General features: G+C 66.8%; 15 protein-coding genes. 11 read left to right on the top strand and 4 right to left on the bottom strand.

Features of this window, described 5'->3' with window-relative positions:
- Positions 1-375 precede the first annotated feature (375 nt).
- From AMO33_RS10065 to AMO33_RS10055, 3 genes are read right to left on the bottom strand one after another with little or no spacing between them, the layout of a single operon-like run.
- Entirely contained in the window at positions 376-1788 is a 1413-nt protein-coding gene (locus AMO33_RS10065) for an MFS transporter (protein ID WP_060592222.1), read from the bottom strand.
- Positions 1789-1798: 10 nt separating this feature from the next.
- Positions 1799-2842: a 3-hydroxybutyryl-CoA dehydrogenase gene (locus AMO33_RS10060; protein WP_060592220.1), complete on the bottom strand. Its 1044-nt coding sequence runs from the start codon at positions 2840-2842 to the stop codon at positions 1799-1801.
- Positions 2839-3939: an NAD/NADP octopine/nopaline dehydrogenase family protein gene (locus AMO33_RS10055; protein ID WP_060592219.1), complete on the bottom strand. Its 1101-nt coding sequence runs from the start codon at positions 3937-3939 to the stop codon at positions 2839-2841. Before AMO33_RS10055 ends, AMO33_RS10060 begins: the two co-directional genes overlap by 4 nt.
- A gap of 120 nt (positions 3940-4059) precedes the next feature.
- Here AMO33_RS10055 and AMO33_RS10050 point away from each other — a divergent pair, with 120 nt between their 5' ends.
- The gene (locus tag AMO33_RS10050; protein WP_240327468.1) at positions 4060-5088 is read left to right on the top strand and encodes an Lrp/AsnC family transcriptional regulator; all 1029 of its coding nucleotides are present in this window, start codon (positions 4060-4062) and stop codon (positions 5086-5088) included.
- A gap of 290 nt (positions 5089-5378) precedes the next feature.
- Here AMO33_RS10050 and AMO33_RS10045 read toward each other — a convergent pair whose 3' ends face one another.
- Complete coding sequence (locus AMO33_RS10045; RefSeq protein ID WP_314826516.1) at positions 5379-6908, bottom strand: sigma-54-dependent Fis family transcriptional regulator; 1530 nt, start codon at positions 6906-6908, stop codon at positions 5379-5381.
- Positions 6909-7380: 472 nt separating this feature from the next.
- Between AMO33_RS10045 and AMO33_RS10040 the strand changes: the two genes are divergently transcribed.
- The 10 genes from AMO33_RS10040 to AMO33_RS09995 all read left to right on the top strand — a co-directional run bounded on the left by AMO33_RS10040 (position 7381) and on the right by AMO33_RS09995 (position 18038).
- A complete protein-coding gene (locus tag AMO33_RS10040) occupies positions 7381-9012 on the top strand; it encodes a ferritin family protein (RefSeq protein WP_060592213.1) in 1632 nt (543 codons plus the stop codon).
- Between the two features lie 68 nt (positions 9013-9080).
- A complete protein-coding gene (locus AMO33_RS10035; RefSeq protein WP_060592212.1) occupies positions 9081-10124 on the top strand; it encodes a 2Fe-2S iron-sulfur cluster-binding protein in 1044 nt (347 codons plus the stop codon).
- Between the two features lie 36 nt (positions 10125-10160).
- Positions 10161-11267 (top strand): aromatic/alkene monooxygenase hydroxylase subunit beta, encoded by a 1107-nt coding sequence (locus tag AMO33_RS10030; protein WP_060592210.1) that lies wholly within the window; start codon positions 10161-10163, stop codon positions 11265-11267.
- Positions 11264-11605, top strand: a complete 342-nt coding sequence (gene mimD, locus AMO33_RS10025) for a propane 2-monooxygenase effector subunit MimD (protein WP_060592208.1) — start codon at positions 11264-11266, stop codon at positions 11603-11605. Before AMO33_RS10030 ends, mimD begins: the two co-directional genes overlap by 4 nt.
- Before the next feature lie 101 nt (positions 11606-11706).
- The gene (locus tag AMO33_RS10020; RefSeq protein ID WP_060592202.1) at positions 11707-12735 is read left to right on the top strand and encodes an amidohydrolase family protein; all 1029 of its coding nucleotides are present in this window, start codon (positions 11707-11709) and stop codon (positions 12733-12735) included.
- Positions 12732-13478, top strand: coding sequence for an iron-sulfur cluster assembly protein (locus tag AMO33_RS10015; protein ID WP_060592201.1), 747 nt, complete (start codon positions 12732-12734; stop codon positions 13476-13478). The genes AMO33_RS10020 and AMO33_RS10015 overlap by 4 nt, the downstream gene beginning before the upstream one ends.
- Positions 13475-14500: an NAD(P)-dependent alcohol dehydrogenase gene (locus AMO33_RS10010; RefSeq protein WP_060592199.1), complete on the top strand. Its 1026-nt coding sequence runs from the start codon at positions 13475-13477 to the stop codon at positions 14498-14500. Before AMO33_RS10015 ends, AMO33_RS10010 begins: the two co-directional genes overlap by 4 nt.
- A gap of 35 nt (positions 14501-14535) precedes the next feature.
- A complete protein-coding gene (gene groL, locus AMO33_RS10005) occupies positions 14536-16185 on the top strand; it encodes a chaperonin GroEL (RefSeq protein WP_060592197.1) in 1650 nt (549 codons plus the stop codon).
- Positions 16186-16271: 86 nt separating this feature from the next.
- Positions 16272-16598 carry a putative quinol monooxygenase gene (locus AMO33_RS10000; protein ID WP_060592195.1) on the top strand — a complete coding sequence of 109 codons (327 nt, stop codon included), beginning with the start codon at positions 16272-16274 and terminating at the stop codon, positions 16596-16598.
- A gap of 81 nt (positions 16599-16679) precedes the next feature.
- On the top strand, positions 16680-18038 hold the full coding sequence (locus AMO33_RS09995) for an FAD-binding oxidoreductase (RefSeq protein ID WP_060593410.1): 1359 nt from the start codon (positions 16680-16682) through the stop codon (positions 18036-18038).
- Positions 18039-18647: the final 609 nt, after the last annotated feature.

The raw sequence follows: 18647 nt of genomic DNA, 5'->3' as shown, positions 1-18647 counted from the left end.
GGAACCAGCCGAGCTCGGCTGGTCGCTCCACGATAGGCTCGAGTAGCCAAATTTGGCTAGTGGCCACCGGCGTGGGTCGCGGTCTCAGCGCAGCCCGGCGGTTCACACCTCCTCGCGGGCGAGGGCTTCGGCTGCCATCCCGGGGATGTCCGAGCCGGCGAAGTCTCGCGAGCCAGATGTTTGCTGCATTCGTGGGGGAAATCCGGTGATACCCAACGGTCGAAACACCGTGCCTCGAATTGATCTGATTCCGTCGGGTCCGGATAAAGGAATTACCTATTCAGCGCCCCGCGAATATGCCCTATATAAGTCGGTTCGTCGATGCCGACCACCGTCGCGACGGTGGTCGGCATCGACATTCCCGATTCAATCCCGTCAGCTGGATTGCTCCACCGGTTTCGCGTCGGCGGGAAAACCGGCGCGCGCTGCCCGGTCGGTGCTGCCCGCGGCGGCGCCGAAGCGGCTCCGCACCGAGCGCCCGACCGCCAGCGGCGCGGTCTCCTTGCCCTTCATCAGGGCGAACAGGCTGATCAGCATGAGTGCCGCGGCATAGAACCCGACGGGGATCACGCTGCCGGTGCCGCTCACGATCCGGTTCGCGACCATCGGCGCGATACCGCCGCCGACCACCGCCCCGACCTGGTAGCCGATGCCCACACCGCTGTAGCGCTGGGTCACCGGGAACTGCTCGGCGAACATGGTGAACATCGGCCCGTACACGAACCCGGTCAGCGTGAACCCGATGCAGATCACCGCGATACAGGCCAGGAACGAACCGTGGGCGGTGACCCAGAACAGCACCGGGGCGAAGACCGCGGCCGACGTCATACCGAAGCCGATCACCGTCTTGCGGCCGAGCCGGTCGGACAGATGACTGCCGAGCACCACCGTCGCGGCGTGGCAGGCGAGGGCCGCGGTGATGCCCCAGACCACCGCGGAGCGGGAGAAGCCCCGGCCCGGGTCGGGTTCGGTCAGGAAGGACAACATGAAGGTGAACAGCAGGAACGCATAACAGTTCTGGCCGATGTTCACGCCCGCGGCGCGCAACACCCCGCGCCAGTCCTGGCGCAATACCGCCAGGCCACGCGGCGCCGGCCGATCCGCGCCGGAGCGCGCGCCGGCGAAATCGGGTGTCTCGGAGATCCGCATCCTGGTCCAGATGCCGATGATCAGGACGACGCCGCCCACCAGGAACGGAATCCGCCAGCCCCACGCGATCACCTGGTCCATCGGGAGCAGCAGGACGAGCGCGAAGGCGGTGTTCGCCAGGATCGCGCCGACCGGCGATCCGAGCGTGACGAAACACCCGTAGAGCCCGCGTCGGGAGGCGGGGGCGTGCTCGGCCGCCAACAGCACCGCGCCGCCGATCTCACCGCCCCGCGAGATGCCGTGCAGCATCCGCAGGAAGATCAGGATCAGCGGGGCGACGATCCCGATCGACCGCGAGTCCGGCACCAGGCCCATGACCAGGGTGGCCGACCCCATCAGGATGAACGCGGTGGTGAGCGCCGCGCGCCGGCCGAACCGGTCACCGTAGTGCCCGAAGATCACCGCGCCGACCGGTGCCATGACGAAGCCGATGGCGAAGGTGGCGAACCCGAGGAAAGTGCCGAACCAGGGATCGTCGGTGTCGAAATACACCTTGTTGAACACCAGCGCGGTGGCGGTGCCGTAGATCGCGAAGTCGTAGAACTCGAGGATGGTGCCGACCCCGGACGCGATCGCCAGCTTCATCGGGCGCTCGCGGGTCTCCGCGGGAGCGAGTTGGGGTGAATTCACAGCAGTCACAGCCGTCTCCTCATCTGTCCTGCGACCCGCCCGCGGGGCGCGCCGAGAGCACCTCCGCGACGGCTCGGCCGTTGCGCCGCGGAAGGTCGTCGTACCTGTGTAGTTGGCCGGTCGCATCGAGGACCTGCGCGAAGTCGGCGATGCGGCGGGTCCGGTAGTCGTCGCGCGCGGCCGGCGCGATGTCGTAGAAGCCGCCGCCGTCGGCGGTGCCGGGACGGCGGTCGGCCATCGACCGTTCGACCAGGGGTGCGGGGGCGAAACGCTCACCGAGTTCGTCGCGCAGATAGGTGGAGGCGTGGAACAGGGTGTCGCAGCCGCCCCAATCGATGAACTCGAGCAGGCCGAGCACAGCGAATCGGGACCCGAATCCGATCCGCACGGCCCGGTCGATCTCGGCGGCATCGGCCACGCCCTCCTCGACCATCCGGACGGCTTCGTTCATCACCAGCACCTGGAGTCGCGGCACGATGTAGCCCGGCGATGCGGCGCAGACCACCGGTGTCTTGCCGACGGCCGACAGCAGCTCGCAGGTCGCCTCGACCACCTCCGGTGTGGTCGCGGCGCTCGGGCTCACCTCCACCAGCGGCATCAGGTCGGCGGGGTTGAGCCAATGCGCGTTGAGCAGCCGGTCCGGCCGCGCGACGAATTCGGCGAGGCGACTCACGAGGAAACTCGAGGTGGTCGAGGCGATGGGCGTGTCCGGGCCGACCACCGATTCGATCCATGACAGGGCCGCGCGTTTGACCGCGAGGACCTCGGGCACCGCCTCGAAGACGAGCCGTGCCTGCGCCATCGCGTCGGCCGCGGCGTCCCGGCTCACCACCCGGATCCGGTCGAGCACCTCCGGCAGATCGGCGTCGGCGAGCAGCCCGAGCCGCACCTTCCGCGCCAGCGACGACCGGATCTCGGCCCGGGCCGCCGCGCGATACGCCTCGCCGGCGTCGCCGCGATCCCGCAGGTCGACCACGATCACCTCGACCTTCCCGAACCCGAGCGCCGCCGCGATACCCTGCCCCATGCGGCCGGCGCCGACGACCGCCACCACGCCCGTCACCGCGAGAACCCGTCGTGCAGTAGCTCTGTCATTCCCGCGCGGTCCAATCCGTCCAGGCCGAGGGCGGCCAGTGTGCGGCCGCCGCTGTCGGCGGACCGGCCGGTGATCGCGCCCGCGACGGCGAGGAGGCCGCTCGCCACCGGCGTCGGCACCCCCGCCCAGCGGCCCACCGAGGTGAGCAGCGCGAGCCCGATCTCGACATCCTCGGTCATGTACCGGTGGGTGTGCAGGTCGATGTGCTCGCGCCAGTCGCCGCTGTCGGTCAGCTTCTCGTGCGCGGCGTTGCCGTACATCCATTCGTCGCCGTCGGCGGTGTAGTGGTCGGCGAGCGGGAAATGCGGCGCGGCGTATCCCAGCGCGGTGCGGATGGCGATCCGTTCGGCGTCGAGGGCCGTGGTGACGCGGCGGATGGCGTCCTGGGTGCCCTCGTTGTGGATGTCCCAGGCCTCGAAGTGCTGCAACGGGCCGGCGTTCATGAGGATCAACGGCGGGTGGATGATCGGGCCCGCGTTCATCAACGCCCCGCTCAGCGCGTCCTCGACCGGCTCGACCGGATAGATCTCCGCCAGCACCGCCAGCGCGCGCTCGCTGTCGTGGGCGGGCAGCACCCCGGTGGGCAGCCGGGTGGCATAGCCGCTCACCACCACCCGGTCGTCGCCGTGCTTTCGGGCCAGGTAGGGGAGGGTGCCGGTCTCGGCGAAGGCGACCTTGGCCGGGTTACCGGCGGCGGCCACCGCCCGCGCGAAGATCACCGAACCGAAGCTGCCCGGCGGCAAATACACCACCTGGCCGTCGGTCAGGTGCGGCGCGATCCGCTCGGCGAGGTCCGGGTGGGAGAAGGCGGGGATCGGCACGAGCACGACCGCCGCCCCGGCCACCGCGCGACCGAGATCGGGTTCGACCGTGATGCCACCCGCCGCACCGATCAGCAGCACGCGATGCCCGCGGTGGTCGTCGACGCGAATTCCGCCCGCGTCGAGCAGCGGTGCGAAAGCGCTGTGATCCCGCCGCCACCAGACGACCTCATGGCCTTTCGCGCTCATGTCGGCCACTGCCGCATATGCGCCGTGACCGCCGCCGATGACCGTGATTCTCATTCCGATTACCTCCTCGATCGACGGCCCGGGGGAATGCCGCCGAGATGTGAAAGCGAACGTTAAGATGCGCTCGCCGAATTTGCCTGGCAGTGTTGAGAAATGCAGACAGAGGGCCGCCCGGTGAAAGATTCTTACGTTCCGGACGACGTCGATTTCCGGATCGTGCACGCGCTCCAGTCCGCACCGCGCGCGCCGTGGGGCGCTGTCGGCGACGTCGCGGGCGTCAGCGCGCCCACCGCCGCCCGCCGCTGGGATCGGCTGGTGGACAGCGGTCTCGCGTGGATCGTCACCTACCCCGGCCCGGCCTACCTCAACACGCGATGCGCGGCCTTCGTCGAGGTCCAGGTGGCGCAGCGCGGCCCGGATCTGATGCGGGAACTCTCCCGGGACGGCAAGGTCGCGACCATCCAGCGCACCGCCGGCGACGGGGACCTGCTCCTCACCGTCATGACCTTCGATCTCGACAGCCTCGGCGACTGGGTGCAGCAGCTGTCCGGGTCGCCCATGGTCGCCCACACCCGGACCCGCGTGGTGATGCAGGTGTTCGGGGAGAGCGAACGCTGGCGGGTGCGCGCTCTCGACGTCGGCGAGGAATCCACCCTGTCCCGTTACCGCCCGCCGCCGCGCCCCCTGGTCCATCAACCGGACGCGGTGGACCTGGCATTGATCGCCGCCCTCGCCGCCGACGGCCGCCGCTCGGCGGTCGAACTCGCCGACGTCTGCGGCATCAGCGCGGCGGCCGTCCGGCGTCGCCTGACCTACCTGGTCGCCGAGCGCATCCTCTCCATCCGCTGCGAAGTCGCGCACGTCCTCGGCGGCTGGCCGGTCACCGCCAACATCTGGGCCCGCGCCATCCCCCGCACCCTCGGCACCCTCGTCGACGCGCTCGACGCGTTCCCCCAGATCCGCGTGTGCTGCGAGGTCACCGGAACCGCCAACGTCCTGATGACCGCATGGCTGCGGCAGATCAGCGAATTGTCGCGCCTCGAACACGAACTCGAATCGCAGGTACCCGGCCTCGTCATCGCCGACCGCAGCATCACGCTGGAAACCCCCAAGCGGCTGGGTTCGCTGCTCGACCGTGCGGGGCGGTGCACGGGGTTTCATCCGTTGGAACTGTTGACCACCAGTCGCCCGGCCACCGGGTGAGGTCGTGTCGGGGCACACTGCCATCGCGTCGGGGACCGTCATCGGGTGCGGATGATCGGTTCAGCCGCGTCGGGGAGAGTCGAGGCCTGGGCAGCGGGTGTGAACGGGTGCTCGATCTGCCTGGTCCGCCGGCGTGTGCGCTGCCGGTCTCCCGAACCGATGAGTCGATCGGGCATCGACGCGGAGCGGATCGTCCGGTGGCGGTGGTCGGCGCGCCCGGCAAGATTCGTGCGGGCCGAGCACTCGCGGCGACGCCAATCGTTCGCGGCTCGGCTGGTCCCCCGGGCGCGCTAGGTGATGCCGAATTGCCTGATCTTGCGGTACATCGTTGCTCGGGAGATGCCGAGATCGGCTGCTGCCGCTTGCTTGTCCCCCCGGTGGTCGAGGAGGCTACGGACAATGGCGTCGCGTTCGAGTGCTTCGATCGGTGTGAGCATCCGGCGCGTGAGCGCGTGGCACTCCGGCGGCAACACGTCGGGAGTGATGGTGCCGAAACGTTGCCGAGAGAGCGTGTCCGACAGAACGCGGCGGAGCTGGGCGACATTCCCCGGCCACGGTAGTTTCGTCAGCTGCCGGTGAGCTGCCGGCGACAAGCGCACGTCGGCGCCCTTGGTGAGCTCGCGCAGCAGGTGGGGCACCAGCTCGTCGAGATCCTCGATGCGGTGGCGCAGGGCCGGGACCGGAACAGTGTGCATGAACAGCGGTAGTAGTTGGGATTCCACTTCCGGTGACGGCTCGGTCGAGCAGATCGTGGCTGCCACCCAACCCCGGCCCGCGCACCGCTGCAGGATGGTCGAGACGGGCTCGACGAGTTCGGCGGGCAGCTGGTCCATGTCGGCGAGAACGACGTCGAAGTCCTCCTTGGCGGTTTCGGCCTCGAGGTCGGCGGACAACTCGTCGGCGTCGATGTTGCGAGTGAGCCGGAACACCCGGACCGACCTCGCCGGACGGACGTGACGGGCGACCATCTCGGCCAGTTTGGCGCGCCCCGAACCCGGTTCGCCGTCGACGACCACCCAGTTGCGGTCAGCACAACAACGTTCCACCTGCTGACAACTGCGCCGCCACGAACTACTGCTGCCCGCGAGACCGGGCACGATGGGCGACCTCGGCAGCAGCGCCGTGTTCGCTGCGGCACTGTCGGTCAACGCGACATGGAAGACCACGTCGGTGGCGTCACCACGCAGATCGATCCGCTGTGCGACAGTGAGTTTCGCGTACTGGCCGCTCGGAAGTACCGTGACGGTGCCTGTCGCGCGGGAGCGCTGGAGGTCGCCCGCGTGTTCGAGAAGGGCATGCTGGTCGAGCGGGTTCAACGCCTGGCGGAGATAACGGTTCATCAGGATGATGTCGGCGCCGACGCCGAGGACGCCGGCAGGGTAGCGACGGCACTGCCTCAGGTAGCTGTCGAGCAACGCCGCCTCGGTTTCGGTGGCTTGGGCACGCAGGCGCTCCTCGATTTGTGCGCCCGCGGTCTGTGTCAACGCCACCAGCAGCTGATCGGCCTGGTGGGCCCAGCAGGTGAGGTCGAGGATGCCCACCACTCGCCCGGAAAGCGGGTCACGGATCGGAGTGCCCGCGCACGCCAGACGATCCAGCGCGCCGAGATAGTGTTCGCCGCCGCGGATGAAGGTGGGCCGCCCGGTCTCGGCTGCCGTGCCGATGCCATTGGTTCCGACGAACTTTTCGGCGTAGCTGTAGCCGCTGGCCAGCTGCACCGAATCGAGGGTGTCGCGGATCGCCCGGTCGGCGGCCACGCGATCGAGGACGACGCCGTCCGCCGAGGTGAGGATGACGCTCACCGCTTGGTTCGCGAGCACGTCGGCCAACTGATGGATGACCGGTGCCGCCGCGGTGACCAGAGGGGAATCGAGGTCCGGCTCACGCACGAAGGGCAGATCTACCCGGTCCGGATGGACGCGCAGGTCTCGACAGCGTCGCCAGGAGTCCCGGACGGTGCCGGAGATCAGGTTCTCGTCGACCAGGCCCGAACTCAGAAACCGGTCACGTGCCCGGAGAAGTTGCGGGCCGGGGTCGTTTTTGCGCGCCATCGCTCCACCTCACACACCATCGGCGATCACACAGTAGCGCGCGTCTGTGTGACGCACGTCTCAATTTGAGACGGTGGGCCTCGAGGGGGCCGGCCGTGTCGCTGCGGCGCGCGGTCGGGGCTCGCGTGTGACCCACGTCTCATTCTGAGACGCTCGCCGGGCCACTCAGCCCCTCCAATGGACCAGGCAACGTCCCGACAAGTCGGCACACCCCGCCGACCGTCAGCCCAGGAGGCGAACATTGAGTAGGCAAAGCCTGACGAAGGCGCATGCGAAGATCACCGAATTGTCGTGGGAGCCGACCTTCGCGACTCCGGCCACTCGTTTCGGCACCGACTACACCTTCGAGAAGGCGCCGAAGAAGGACCCGCTCAAGCAGATCATGCGCTCCTACTTCCCCATGGAGGAGGAAAAGGACAATCGCGTCTACGGCGCGATGGACGGGGCCATCCGCGGAAACATGTTCCGGCAGGTCCAGCAGCGCTGGCTGGAATGGCAGAAGCTGTTCCTGTCGATCATTCCGTTCCCCGAGATCTCGGCGGCCAGGGCCATGCCGATGGCCATCGACGCGGTGCCCAATCCCGAGATCCACAACGGGCTCGCGGTGCAGATGATCGATGAGGTCCGTCATTCGACGATCCAGATGAACCTCAAGAAGTTGTACATGACGAACTACATCGACCCGGCCGGGTTCGATATCACGGAGAAGGCGTTCGCGAACAATTACGCCGGCACGATCGGGCGCCAGTTCGGGGAAGGGTTCATCACCGGCGACGCCATCACCGCGGCCAACATCTACCTCACCGTGGTCGCCGAGACCGCGTTCACCAACACCCTGTTCGTCGCGATGCCCGACGAAGCCGCGGCCAACGGTGACTACCTGCTCCCCACGGTCTTCCATTCGGTCCAGTCCGACGAGTCCAGGCACATCTCCAACGGCTATTCCATCCTCCTGATGGCTCTCGCCGACGAGCGCAACCGTCCCTTGCTGGAGCGGGATCTGCGGTACGCGTGGTGGAACAACCACTGTGTCGTCGACGCCGCCATCGGCACCTTCATCGAGTACGGCACCAAGGACCGCCGCAAGGACAGGGAGAGCTACGCCGAGATGTGGCGGCGGTGGATCTACGACGACTACTACCGCAGCTACCTGATTCCGCTGGAGAAGTACGGCCTGACCATTCCGCACGATCTCGTCGAGGAGGCGTGGCGGCGCATCGTCGACAAGGGCTATGTGCACGAGGTGGCGCGGTTCTTCGCGACCGGCTGGCCGGTCAACTACTGGCGTATCGATGCCATGACCGACAAGGACTTCGAGTGGTTCGAGCACAAGTACCCGGGTTGGTACTCGAAGTACGGCAAGTGGTGGGAAGACTACAACCGCCTCGCCTACCCCGGTCGCAACAAGCCGATCGCCTTCGAGGAGGTCGGATACCAGTACCCGCACCGGTGTTGGACCTGCATGGTGCCCGCGCTCATTCGCGAGGACATGGTGGTGGAGAAGGTCGACGGCCAGTGGCGCACGTACTGCTCGGAGACCTGCTACTGGACCGACGCGGTCGCCTTCCGCGGTGAGTACGAAGGCCGGCCGACGCCGAACATGGGTCGTCTCACCGGCTTCCGCGAGTGGGAGACCCTGCATCACGGCAAGGACCTCGCCGACATCGTGTCGGACCTCGGCTACGTGCGCGACGACGGCAAGACCCTCGTCGGCCAGCCGCACCTGGATCTGGACGACCCGAAGAAGCTGTGGACCCTCGACGACGTGCGGGGCAACACGTTCCAGAGCCCGAACGTGCTCCTGAACGAGATGTCGGACAGCGAACGCGAGGCGCACGTCGCCGCATACCGCGCAGGCGCGGTACCGGCGTGAGTCCGACTCGATGGGTGGCGCCACGCCACCCATCGAGGTGCCGAAAACCCTATTTCAGGAGAACTTTCGTGTCCGACAAGCACCGCATCACCTTCGATCCCGTCGATATCGAGATGGAGGTCGGGGAGGACGAGTACATTCTCGACGCTGCTTTCCGGCAGGGCATTCATCTCATGCACGGCTGCCGTGAGGGACGGTGCTCGGCGTGCAAATCGTATGTGCTCGACGGCGAGATCCAGATGGAGAACTACTCGACGTTCGCGTGCAACGAGGCCGAGGTCGACGAGGGGTACGTCCTGCTGTGCCGCTCCACGGCCTACAGTGACTGCACCGTCGAACTGCTCAACTTCGACGAAGACGAACTTCTGGGTGGCATCCCCATCCAGGATGTCCGCACCCGGGTCACCGCGCTGACACCGCTGACCAGAGACATCGTCTCGCTCCGTCTACAGCCGATCGAACCCGCCACCTTCGAGTACAAACCGGGTCAGTACGCCGACCTGACCATCCCGGGGACCGACGAACACCGTTCCTTCTCCATGGCCAGCACGCAGACGACGCCGGACCGGCTGGAGTTCCTGATCAAGAAGTACCCGGGAGGCAAGTTCGCGGAGTTGCTCGAGAACGACCTCTCGATCGGTGACGAAATCGAGCTCACCGGCCCCTACGGGTCGTTCACACTCAAGGAAGGCCACATACTGCCCATCGTCTGCATCGGCGGCGGTGCGGGTATGGCTCCCATTCTCTCGTTGCTTCGGCATATGAGCGAAACAGGCAACACCAGGCCGGTGCATTTCTATTACGGTGCGCGGACGGCCGGCGACCTGTTCTACCTGGAAGAAATACTCGAACGGGGAGAACGTCTGGCGGACTTCCACTTCGTCGCATGCCTGTCCGAATCGGCAGAACACGACCTGACCGGTGCGTTCTCCGTGGAGCCGGGCAATGTCACCGACGTCGTCGGCAGGCTCGAACCGGACATCGCGAAATCCGAAGTCTACCTTTGCGGGCCGCCGCCGATGGTCGACGCGGCACTCGCACTGCTCGATGCCGAGGGCACGCCGCCCGATCAGATCTTCTACGACAAGTTCACCAGCCCCGCCTTCGATTAGGCGGAGCGAGTCACACAACACGAGAGGTAAGACCACATGCCGGCACGCACAGGGACGAAGCAACGCAGCTTCCCCGTGATCGAATTCACCGATTCGGAGGCGGGAGCGCTGGAATTCCCCGGTTCACGCAGCCGCACGTTCAATTACTACACACCCGCCAAACGACGCGCGACCATGTACGAAGACGTGACCGTCGACGTACAGCCGGATCCGGAGCGACACCTGACCCAGGGATGGATCTATGGCTTCGGCGACGGTCCCGGCGGATATCCGCTGGAGTGGACGGCCGCGAAGTCCGCCAACTGGCACGCCTTCCTCGATCCGAACGAGGAGTGGGACCAGACGATCTATCGCAACAACTCCAAGGTCGTCCATCAGGTCGAACTGTGTCTGGTCAACGCCAAGCGCGCGCGGGTGTACGACGCCTGGGGGTCGTCCTGGCTGACGTTCCTCGCCCGCAACCTCGGCGCCTGGATGCACGCGGAGAACGGCCTCGCGCTCCATGTCTTCACTTCGATCCAGCGGTCGTGTCCGACCAACATGATCAACACGGCCGTTGCGGTGAACGCCGCCCACAAGCTGCGGTTCGCGCAGGATCTGGCGCTGTTCAATCTGGATCTGGCCGAGGAAGCCGAGGAGTTCGACGGCCAACTGCACAAGCAGGTGTGGCAGTCCGCCCCCGAATGGCAGCCCACCCGCGAAGTGCTCGAGCGTTTGACCGCGGTACCGGACTGGTGTGAGCTGCTGTTCGGCGCCAACATCGTCTTCGAACAGCTGGTCGGTCTGCTGTTCCGGAGCGAATTCGTCATGCAGGTCGCCGCCGGGAACGGCGATTACATCACGCCGACCATCGTCGGCACCGGCGAATACGACTACGACCGCGATCTCGCCTACACCCGCAATCTGTTCCGCCTGCTGACCAGAGACCCGGAGTACGGCGATTCGAACAAGGAGCTGTTCGGCACCTGGTTGCGGACCTGGGTCCCGCGCAGCCTGGCAGCGGCCCGAGCCCTCCAGCCCATCTGGTCGCAGCCGAGCAACAAGGCGGTCACCTTCGCGACCAGCCTGGCGAATGCGAAGGCGAAGTTCCGGTCTCTGCTCGAGGACATCGGGCTCGACATTCCGAAGGAGTTGGATCAGTGACCATGCAATTCGGTTCGTCCACCGAGTTCTCGAACATGTGTGGCGTCACCCTCATGAACACCCCCGTCGGCCGCGTCGTCGCGGAGGTCATGGGGGCGAAGGACGGCGTGGAACTCACCGAATACCCGTCGATGATCCGTGTCGACGGCCGGCGGCTTCTCGATTTCGACTATGCCGAACTCAGCGAGGCGCTCGGCGAGGATTTCGACGGCTCGATCTTCGAGGAGATCAGTTCCACGCACTACGGGCGGATGGTCCACCTCGATGACAAGACCCTCCTGTTCGCCAGTCCGGAGGACGCGGCCGAGTACATCGGTTTCGACCTCACCGCCCAGTGAGGCCGACGAGGCGGTGACGGCGCCGGCCCGCACAGCAGCCCGAGCAGCCGGGCCGGCATACACAACCCCAACAGCCCGCAACAGACATCGGAGTCATTGCCATGTATGAGAAGAACGGCGACAAGTACTTCATCGTGGACGGCCACGTCCATATCTGGGACGCCCGCAAGTCGAACCAGAAGAACGTGCACGGACAGCAGTTCATCGACTGCTTCTACGACTACCACAAGAACCTGAGCCCGGCCGATGCGGTCTGGGACTACGACACCTACACCTATTACGGCAGTGCCCGGTTCGAACGCGATCTCTTCGTGGAGGGCTACGTCGACCACGCGATCTTCCAGGCCACGCTCCTGAACGAGTTCTACCACCGGGGTTTCGGCCAGACCGACGAGGCGCTGGCTCTGGTCGAGAAGTATCCCGGGCGGCTCACCTACAACCATGCCTACGATCCGCGCCACGAACAGGCGGGCCTGGAGCAGCTGCGGCGAGACGCGGAGCGGATGGACCTGCAAGGCGTCAAGCTGTATACGGCCGAGTGGTACGGCGATTCGCGCGGGTACAAGCTCGACGACCCCTGGTCCCGGCGCTATCTGGAGGCGTGCCTCGAACTGGGAATCCGCAACATCCACGTGCACAAGGGACCGACGATCCGGCCGCTCGACCGTGATGCCTTCGACGTGTCCGACGTCGACAAGGTCGCCACCGACTACACCGATCTGCGGTTCGTCGTCGAGCACGTCGGACTGCCACGGCTGGAAGACTTCTGCTGGATCGCCACCCAGGAATCGAACGTCTACGGCGGCTTGGCGGTGGCGATCCCCTTCATCCACACCCGGCCGCGGTATTTCGCCCAGATCATCGGCGAGCTCCTGTACTGGCTCGACGAGGACCGGATCCTGTTCGGCAGCGACTACGCCCTGTGGACCCCGAAGTGGCTGGTCGAGAAGTTCGTCGACTTCCAGATCCCGGAGGACATGCAGGGTGAATACCCACCGATCACCGTCGAGCAGAAGAGGAAGATCCTCGGTCTCAACGCGGCAACGTTGTACGACATCGAGGTACCTGCCGAGTTGCAGCTGAACAGCGGTGTCGCGGCAGCGGGGGCGCGGGAAGTGGCAGTGTCATGAGTCGCACCGCGCTCTGCGTCGAGGACGAGGTGCTGCGAGCGCTGTCGACCGTCGTCGACCCGGAACTGGACACACCCATCACCGACCTGGGGTTCGTTCGATCGGTGACACTCCACGACGAGGGTGTCGTGGTGCACCTGCGACTGCCGACCGCCTTCTGCTCGCCCAATTTCGCCTACCTGATGGCCTCCGACGCGGTGGACGCCCTCCGCCTCGTCGAGGGGATCGGTGAGATCCGAGTCCTGCTCGACGATCATCACGACAGCGACAAGATCAACGCCGGGCTCGCCGCCGACGCCGGCTATCTCGGCACCTTCGGCGTCGAGGCCGAACACGACCTGGACGAGCTGCGGAGGACCTTTCGTGCGAAGGCGCACGCCGCCGCAATGGAACGTTGCGTCTCTGCGCATCTCGCGCGCACCGGCATGGCAGTGGACGACCTACACCGGATCACCCTCGGTGATCTCGCGCCGGGCAGGGATAAGGATGCACTGCTGCGCAGGCGGATGGCGCTGGGACTGAGCCTGTGCCCTGCCGGCCGCGTATTCGTCGATGACAACGGGAAGCGAATACGTCCCGAGGACGTACCGCTTCGGCTGCGGTTCGCCAGGTCGGTGCGCATATCGATGGAGGGGAACGCGCACTTCTGCCGAGGCCTGCTCGCCACCCGCTATGCCGACGGCGAGAACCTGTGCAGCACAACGAGAATCGCCGATCTGCGAACGTCGAGGAGCCCACGATGAAGGCCGTGCAGGTGGTCGGATACCACACGAAACTGCAATTGACCGAAGTACCCGAACCGGTCGTCGAAGGACCACTCGACGTGGTCGTGCGCATCGGAGGTGCCGGTGTATGCCGGACCGATCTGCACATCCTCGAGGGTCAATGGGAGGCCAAGAGCGGCGTCGAACTTCCCTACACCATCGGACACGAGAACGCCGGGTGGGTGCACGCGGTGGGCGACGCCGTCACCAACGTCGCCGTGGGCGACAAGGTGATCCTGCATCCGCTGATCACCTGCGGGCTCTGCCGAGCGTGTCGTTCCGGTGACGACGTTCATTGCCAGAACAGCCGATTTCCCGGCATCGACACCAACGGGGGCTACGCGGAGTTCCTGCGGACCACCGCGCGCAGCGTCGTGCGCATCGATGACACCCTCGAGCCCGCGGACGTCGCCGCCCTCGCCGATGCCGGCCTCACCGCGTACCACGCCATGGCGAAGGTCGCCAAGACCACGAGCCCAGGACAAGTGTGTGTCGTGATCGGAGCGGGCGGGCTCGGTCATATCGGGATTCAGGTCCTGGCGGCGATCTCGGGCGTGACGCTGGTCGTCCTCGATCGCAATCCCGCCGCCGTCGACCTGGCGGTACGTCTCGGCGCCGACCACGGGATAGTCGCCGACGGCACCCATGTCGAGCAGGTGCTCACCCTGACCGGGGGCAACGGCGCGGAAGCGGTCGTCGACTTCGTCGGCGAAGGCGGGTCGACGCGCGAAGGCATCGCGATGCTTCGGCGCGCGGGCAACTACTACGTCGTGGGATACGGCGAGAACATCGACGTTCCCACCATCGACGTGATCTCCACCGAGATCAACTTCATCGGCAACCTCGTGGGGTCCTACAACGATCTGCAGGAACTCATGACACTGGCCGCCCAAGGAAAAGTGGCCCTGCACACGACCAAGTACCCGCTCGAGAACTTCCAGCAAGCTCTCGACGACCTCGAGGCCGGGCGGGTTCGAGGCCGGGCGATCCTCGTTCCCTAGCAGCGCTTCCGGGACGGCGAGAAAGGAACCACGAAATGGCAAAAGAGTTGCGGTACAACAAGGATGCGCGATCGAGGCTGGAACAGGGCGTGAACGCTCTCGCCGACGCGGTCAAAGTCACCCTCGGCCCCAAGGGCCGCAACGCGGTGCTGGAGAAGCTCACGGGACCGCCGACGATCACCAACGACGGCGTGACGATCGCGCGCGAGATCCAGCTCCGCGATCCCTTCGCGAACATGGGCGCCCAGCTCGTCAAGGAAGTGGCGATGAAGACCAACGGACTGGTCGGGGACGGCACCACCACCGCGACCGTCCTCGCTCAGGCCATGGTCAGGGAAGGACTGAAAGCCGTAGACAACGGAGCCAATCCGATGCGGGTCCGCCGCGGCATCGAGCGCGCCGTCGCCGCGGTGATCGATTCGCTCCGACTGCAGGTCGCCGAAGTCGGTGGCGCCAGCGATCTGCACCGCATCGCCACCCTGGCCGCGAGCGACGACGAGGTCATCGGCCAAGCCGTCGCCGAGGCGGTGGCGTATGTCGGCCGTTCGGGGATCGTCACCACCGAGGAGAGCGAAACACTCGGCCTGTCTGTCGACATCGTCGACGGCATCGAGTTCGATCACGGATACACCTCCGGGTACATGGTCACCGATCCGGAGCGGATGGAGGCGGTGCACGTCGATCCGCTGATCCTGTTGACCAACAAGAAGATCACCCAGGTGCAGGAGATCATGCCCAGCATCGAGGCGGCCAAGCGTGCCGACCGACCGCTGGTCGTGCTCGCCGAGGAGGTCGACGGGCCGGCGTTACAGCTGCTCGTCGGCGGCAACATGCACAAGACGATGCAGTCGGTCGTCGTCCGAGCACCCGGATTCGGGCACCGCAGGGTCGCCGAGCTGGAGGACCTGGCCGTCGCGCTGGGCGGACATGTCGTGGCGAAAGACACCGGACTCGAACTGTCGGAGGTAACGATCGAGCACCTGGGGTCGTGCGATCGAATCACCGTGACCGAGAACCAGACCACCATCGTCGGGGGCCATGGCGATCAGGCTCTGTTGGTCGCGCGGGTAGCTCAGCTGAAGACCCAACGTGAACGCGCGAAGATCGACGCCGATCGCGAGAGCATCGACCTCCGCATCGCCCGCCTCACCGGCAGGGTTGCGGTGATCCGCGTCGGCGGTGCCACGAGCGTGGAACTCAAGGAGCGCATGTTGCGGGTCGAGGATGCGCTCGCCGCCACCCAGGCAGCGGTGGAGGAGGGGATCGTCGCGGGTGGCGGCACCGCCTTGGCACAGTCGCACTGGGCACTCGCGGACCTGGTGCTGCCGGGTGACGAAGCAGTGGGCTGCGACGTGGTGCGGCGTGCGCTCGCCGAACCGGTGCGGTGGATCGCCGTCAACGCGGGATTCGACGGCGACGAGGTCGTCGACACGGTCGTCGACCTGCCCCTCGGACACGGCTTCAACGCCCTCACCGGCGCCTACGAGGACATGTTCGACGACGGCGTCATCGACCCGTTCAAGGTCACCCGAGCGGCGTTGGAGAGCGCGGCATCCATCGCGGCATTGCTGATCACCACCGAGACCGCCGTGGTGGAGGAGGTCGTCGGGAATCCCGGGGCCGTTCTCGCTCCCGGCTTCGGTGATCTCGCCGAGGGCATGGTCCGCCCGTCGAACATCTATTGATCGGGACCGCGCGCTCGCGTCGGCCGAGAGCGCACCGGCGTGGGCAGCGCGGTCCTTCCCGAACAGCGATCACAGGAGCAACTTTCATGATTTTCATCGTGGTCAAATTCGACGTACGCGACGAGTACGTCGACACGTGGCCCTCCATTACCCGAGAGTTCACCGACGCCACCCGTGCCGAGGCCGGCAATCTGTGGTTCGAATGGCATCGGAGCCTGTCCCAGCCCACCGAGTTCGTTCTTCTCGAAGCCTTCCGGGATGCGGCCGCGGGGGCCGACCACGTGAATGCGGATCACTTCCGGAAGGGGCTGGAGGCCATGCGGCCCGCGCTGCGGAGCACCCCGCGCATCCTGCATGCTCCCCTGCCCGACACCGATTGGGCACGGATGGGCGAACTGGAAATCGTCGGCTGACGCCGACGGCGAGTGGGTCGGCCGGCGTCACCACGAGCACTTGGCGCCGGGCGACAGGAAAGGTGGCGTACGACGGTGGCGATGACGGATCCGTTGAAGGAATTGACGCAGGCCCTGGGCGGATCCGTGATCACGGATCCCGACGCGATGCTGGCCTACACCCGCGACCACTCGGTGCTGACGCCGTCGGGCCGGCCGATCGCGGTGGTTCGCGCCGAGACCACCCATGACGTGGTCGCGACGACGCGCACGGCGCACCGATACGCGGTGCCGTTGGTCACCAGGGGAGCCGGCACCGGCTTGGCGGGCGGCGCCAACGCGCTGGAGGGCGGCATCGTCCTGAGCACCGAGCGGATGAACCGAATACTCGACATCGACGTGCGGGCACGCACGGCGACAGTCGAGGCCGGCGTGCTCAACGGCGATCTCGCGGCGGCGGTCGAGGAGCTGGGGCTGTGGTATGTGCCGGACCCCGGCAGCCGGGCGATCTCGACCATCGGCGGCAATCTGGCGACCAACGCGGGCGGCGCCTGCTGCGCCAAGTACGGAGTGACGGGCGACCACGTGGCACGGATCAAAGCAGTACTGGCGGACGGGCAGATCATCCACACCGGCGCCGACACCCGCAAGAACACCGCCGGCCTGAATCTCACGCAGCTGCTGATCGGCTCGGAGGGCACGCTCGCGGTGATCGTCGAGGCGACGGTGCGACTGCGGACACGGCCGACGGACACCGCGACCGTTGCCGCGTTCTTCACCTCCGTGGCCGACGCGATCGACGCTGTGCTGTCCCTCCGCTCGGTCGCCGACCCGTGCGTGGTCGAACTGATGGACCGCACCACGATCGCGGCGGTGAACCGGATGACCCGGATGGGCCTGGACGAGCGGGCGGGTGCGTTGCTGTTGATCGGATGTGACGGCCCCGCCGCGCAGCTCGAGGCCGAGCGCTGTGCCCGCGAGTGCCGTTCGTCGGCTGCCACCGAAGTGCACCTGACCGGCGATCGGGCCGAGAGCGACGCTCTGATGCGGGCGCGCGGCGTGGCGCTCACCGCGCTGGAACGGTGTGGCAGCACGTTGCTGGACGACGTCGCTGTTCCGGTCCCGCGCTTGCCGGAGATGCTCGACGCGATCCGGCGGACCGGCGACCGACACGGATTGGTGATTGGCACCTTCGGCCATGCCGGGGACGGAAACCTGCATCCCACGATCGTTTTCGACGCCGCGGATGCCGACGCCGCCACGCGCGCCGTGCGGGCCTTCGACGACATCGTGACCAGCTGTCTGGCACTCGGCGGATCGATCACCGGAGAGCACGGAGTCGGCACACTCAAGTCCCGTCACCTCGAAGCGATGGTCGGTTCGGCGGAGCGAGAGCTCATGAGCCGCATCAAGGACGCCTTCGACCTCAGGGGAATCCTCAATCCGGGGCGCGGGATATGAGGGCGCCGATCGACCGGCGACCCCCTTCGTGACCCTTACAGCCGAACGGCTTCCCGAGATCGTCGTCGAGCACGCCCGGTTCCGGCGTGCGCGCCCGGCGGTGTGCGGTATTCGAGTCCGCGCTTCCGGCCGGTAACAGGTCGGCGCGCACCCCGAACTCGGACCCGCGGCGCGCGGACACCTTCGCCCAGGGTGCCCGCGCACCTGGCACGGGTGGCGTCCGTGGCCCACCACTCCCCGGGGAGACCTCGGCGCACCGCCCACCGAGCGACACGTGCGCGGTCACCGAGAACCACGAGGTCGACCTGCCCGAGCGGTGGCCCGGGCGTGCCCGGTGCTGGGTGCACGGTGCGGAGGGCGCCAGTTTGAGATTTCTGCCGGCTCGGTTCGGATCTCCCCGCGCCTCTTCTACGAGAACACCCCTTCCGGCCGAGGTTGGAAGGGTGTTCGTTGTCGGGCTGACAGGATTTGAACCTGCGACCACTTGACCCCCAGGAATGGTGATCGGGCATTCACGCACGTTATGCCCATGATTCATGCCACCGTTTGCATTGCATAAGCAGGTGCGGCACATGGTCGCGCACGGCGTGCGGTCCCCACGCGGTCCCC

The organism is Nocardia farcinica, assembly GCF_001182745.1.
Taxonomy (GTDB): domain Bacteria; phylum Actinomycetota; class Actinomycetes; order Mycobacteriales; family Mycobacteriaceae; genus Nocardia; species Nocardia farcinica.
The sequence above is the reverse complement of the archived record's forward strand: the minus strand, read 5'-3'. Positions and strand labels throughout refer to the sequence as shown.

Coding starts and splice junctions, on each gene's coding strand:
- AMO33_RS10055 (WP_060592219.1), bottom strand. CDS start 3,939: ATGAGAATCACGGTCATCGGCGGCGGTCACGGCGCATATGCGGCAGTG.
- AMO33_RS10030 (WP_060592210.1), top strand. CDS start 10,161: ATGCCGGCACGCACAGGGACGAAGCAACGCAGCTTCCCCGTGATCGAA.
- AMO33_RS10020 (WP_060592202.1), top strand. CDS start 11,707: ATGTATGAGAAGAACGGCGACAAGTACTTCATCGTGGACGGCCACGTC.
- AMO33_RS10015 (WP_060592201.1), top strand. CDS start 12,732: ATGAGTCGCACCGCGCTCTGCGTCGAGGACGAGGTGCTGCGAGCGCTG.
- AMO33_RS10010 (WP_060592199.1), top strand. CDS start 13,475: ATGAAGGCCGTGCAGGTGGTCGGATACCACACGAAACTGCAATTGACC.
- groL (WP_060592197.1), top strand. CDS start 14,536: ATGGCAAAAGAGTTGCGGTACAACAAGGATGCGCGATCGAGGCTGGAA.
- AMO33_RS10000 (WP_060592195.1), top strand. CDS start 16,272: ATGATTTTCATCGTGGTCAAATTCGACGTACGCGACGAGTACGTCGAC.
- AMO33_RS09995 (WP_060593410.1), top strand. CDS start 16,680: ATGACGGATCCGTTGAAGGAATTGACGCAGGCCCTGGGCGGATCCGTG.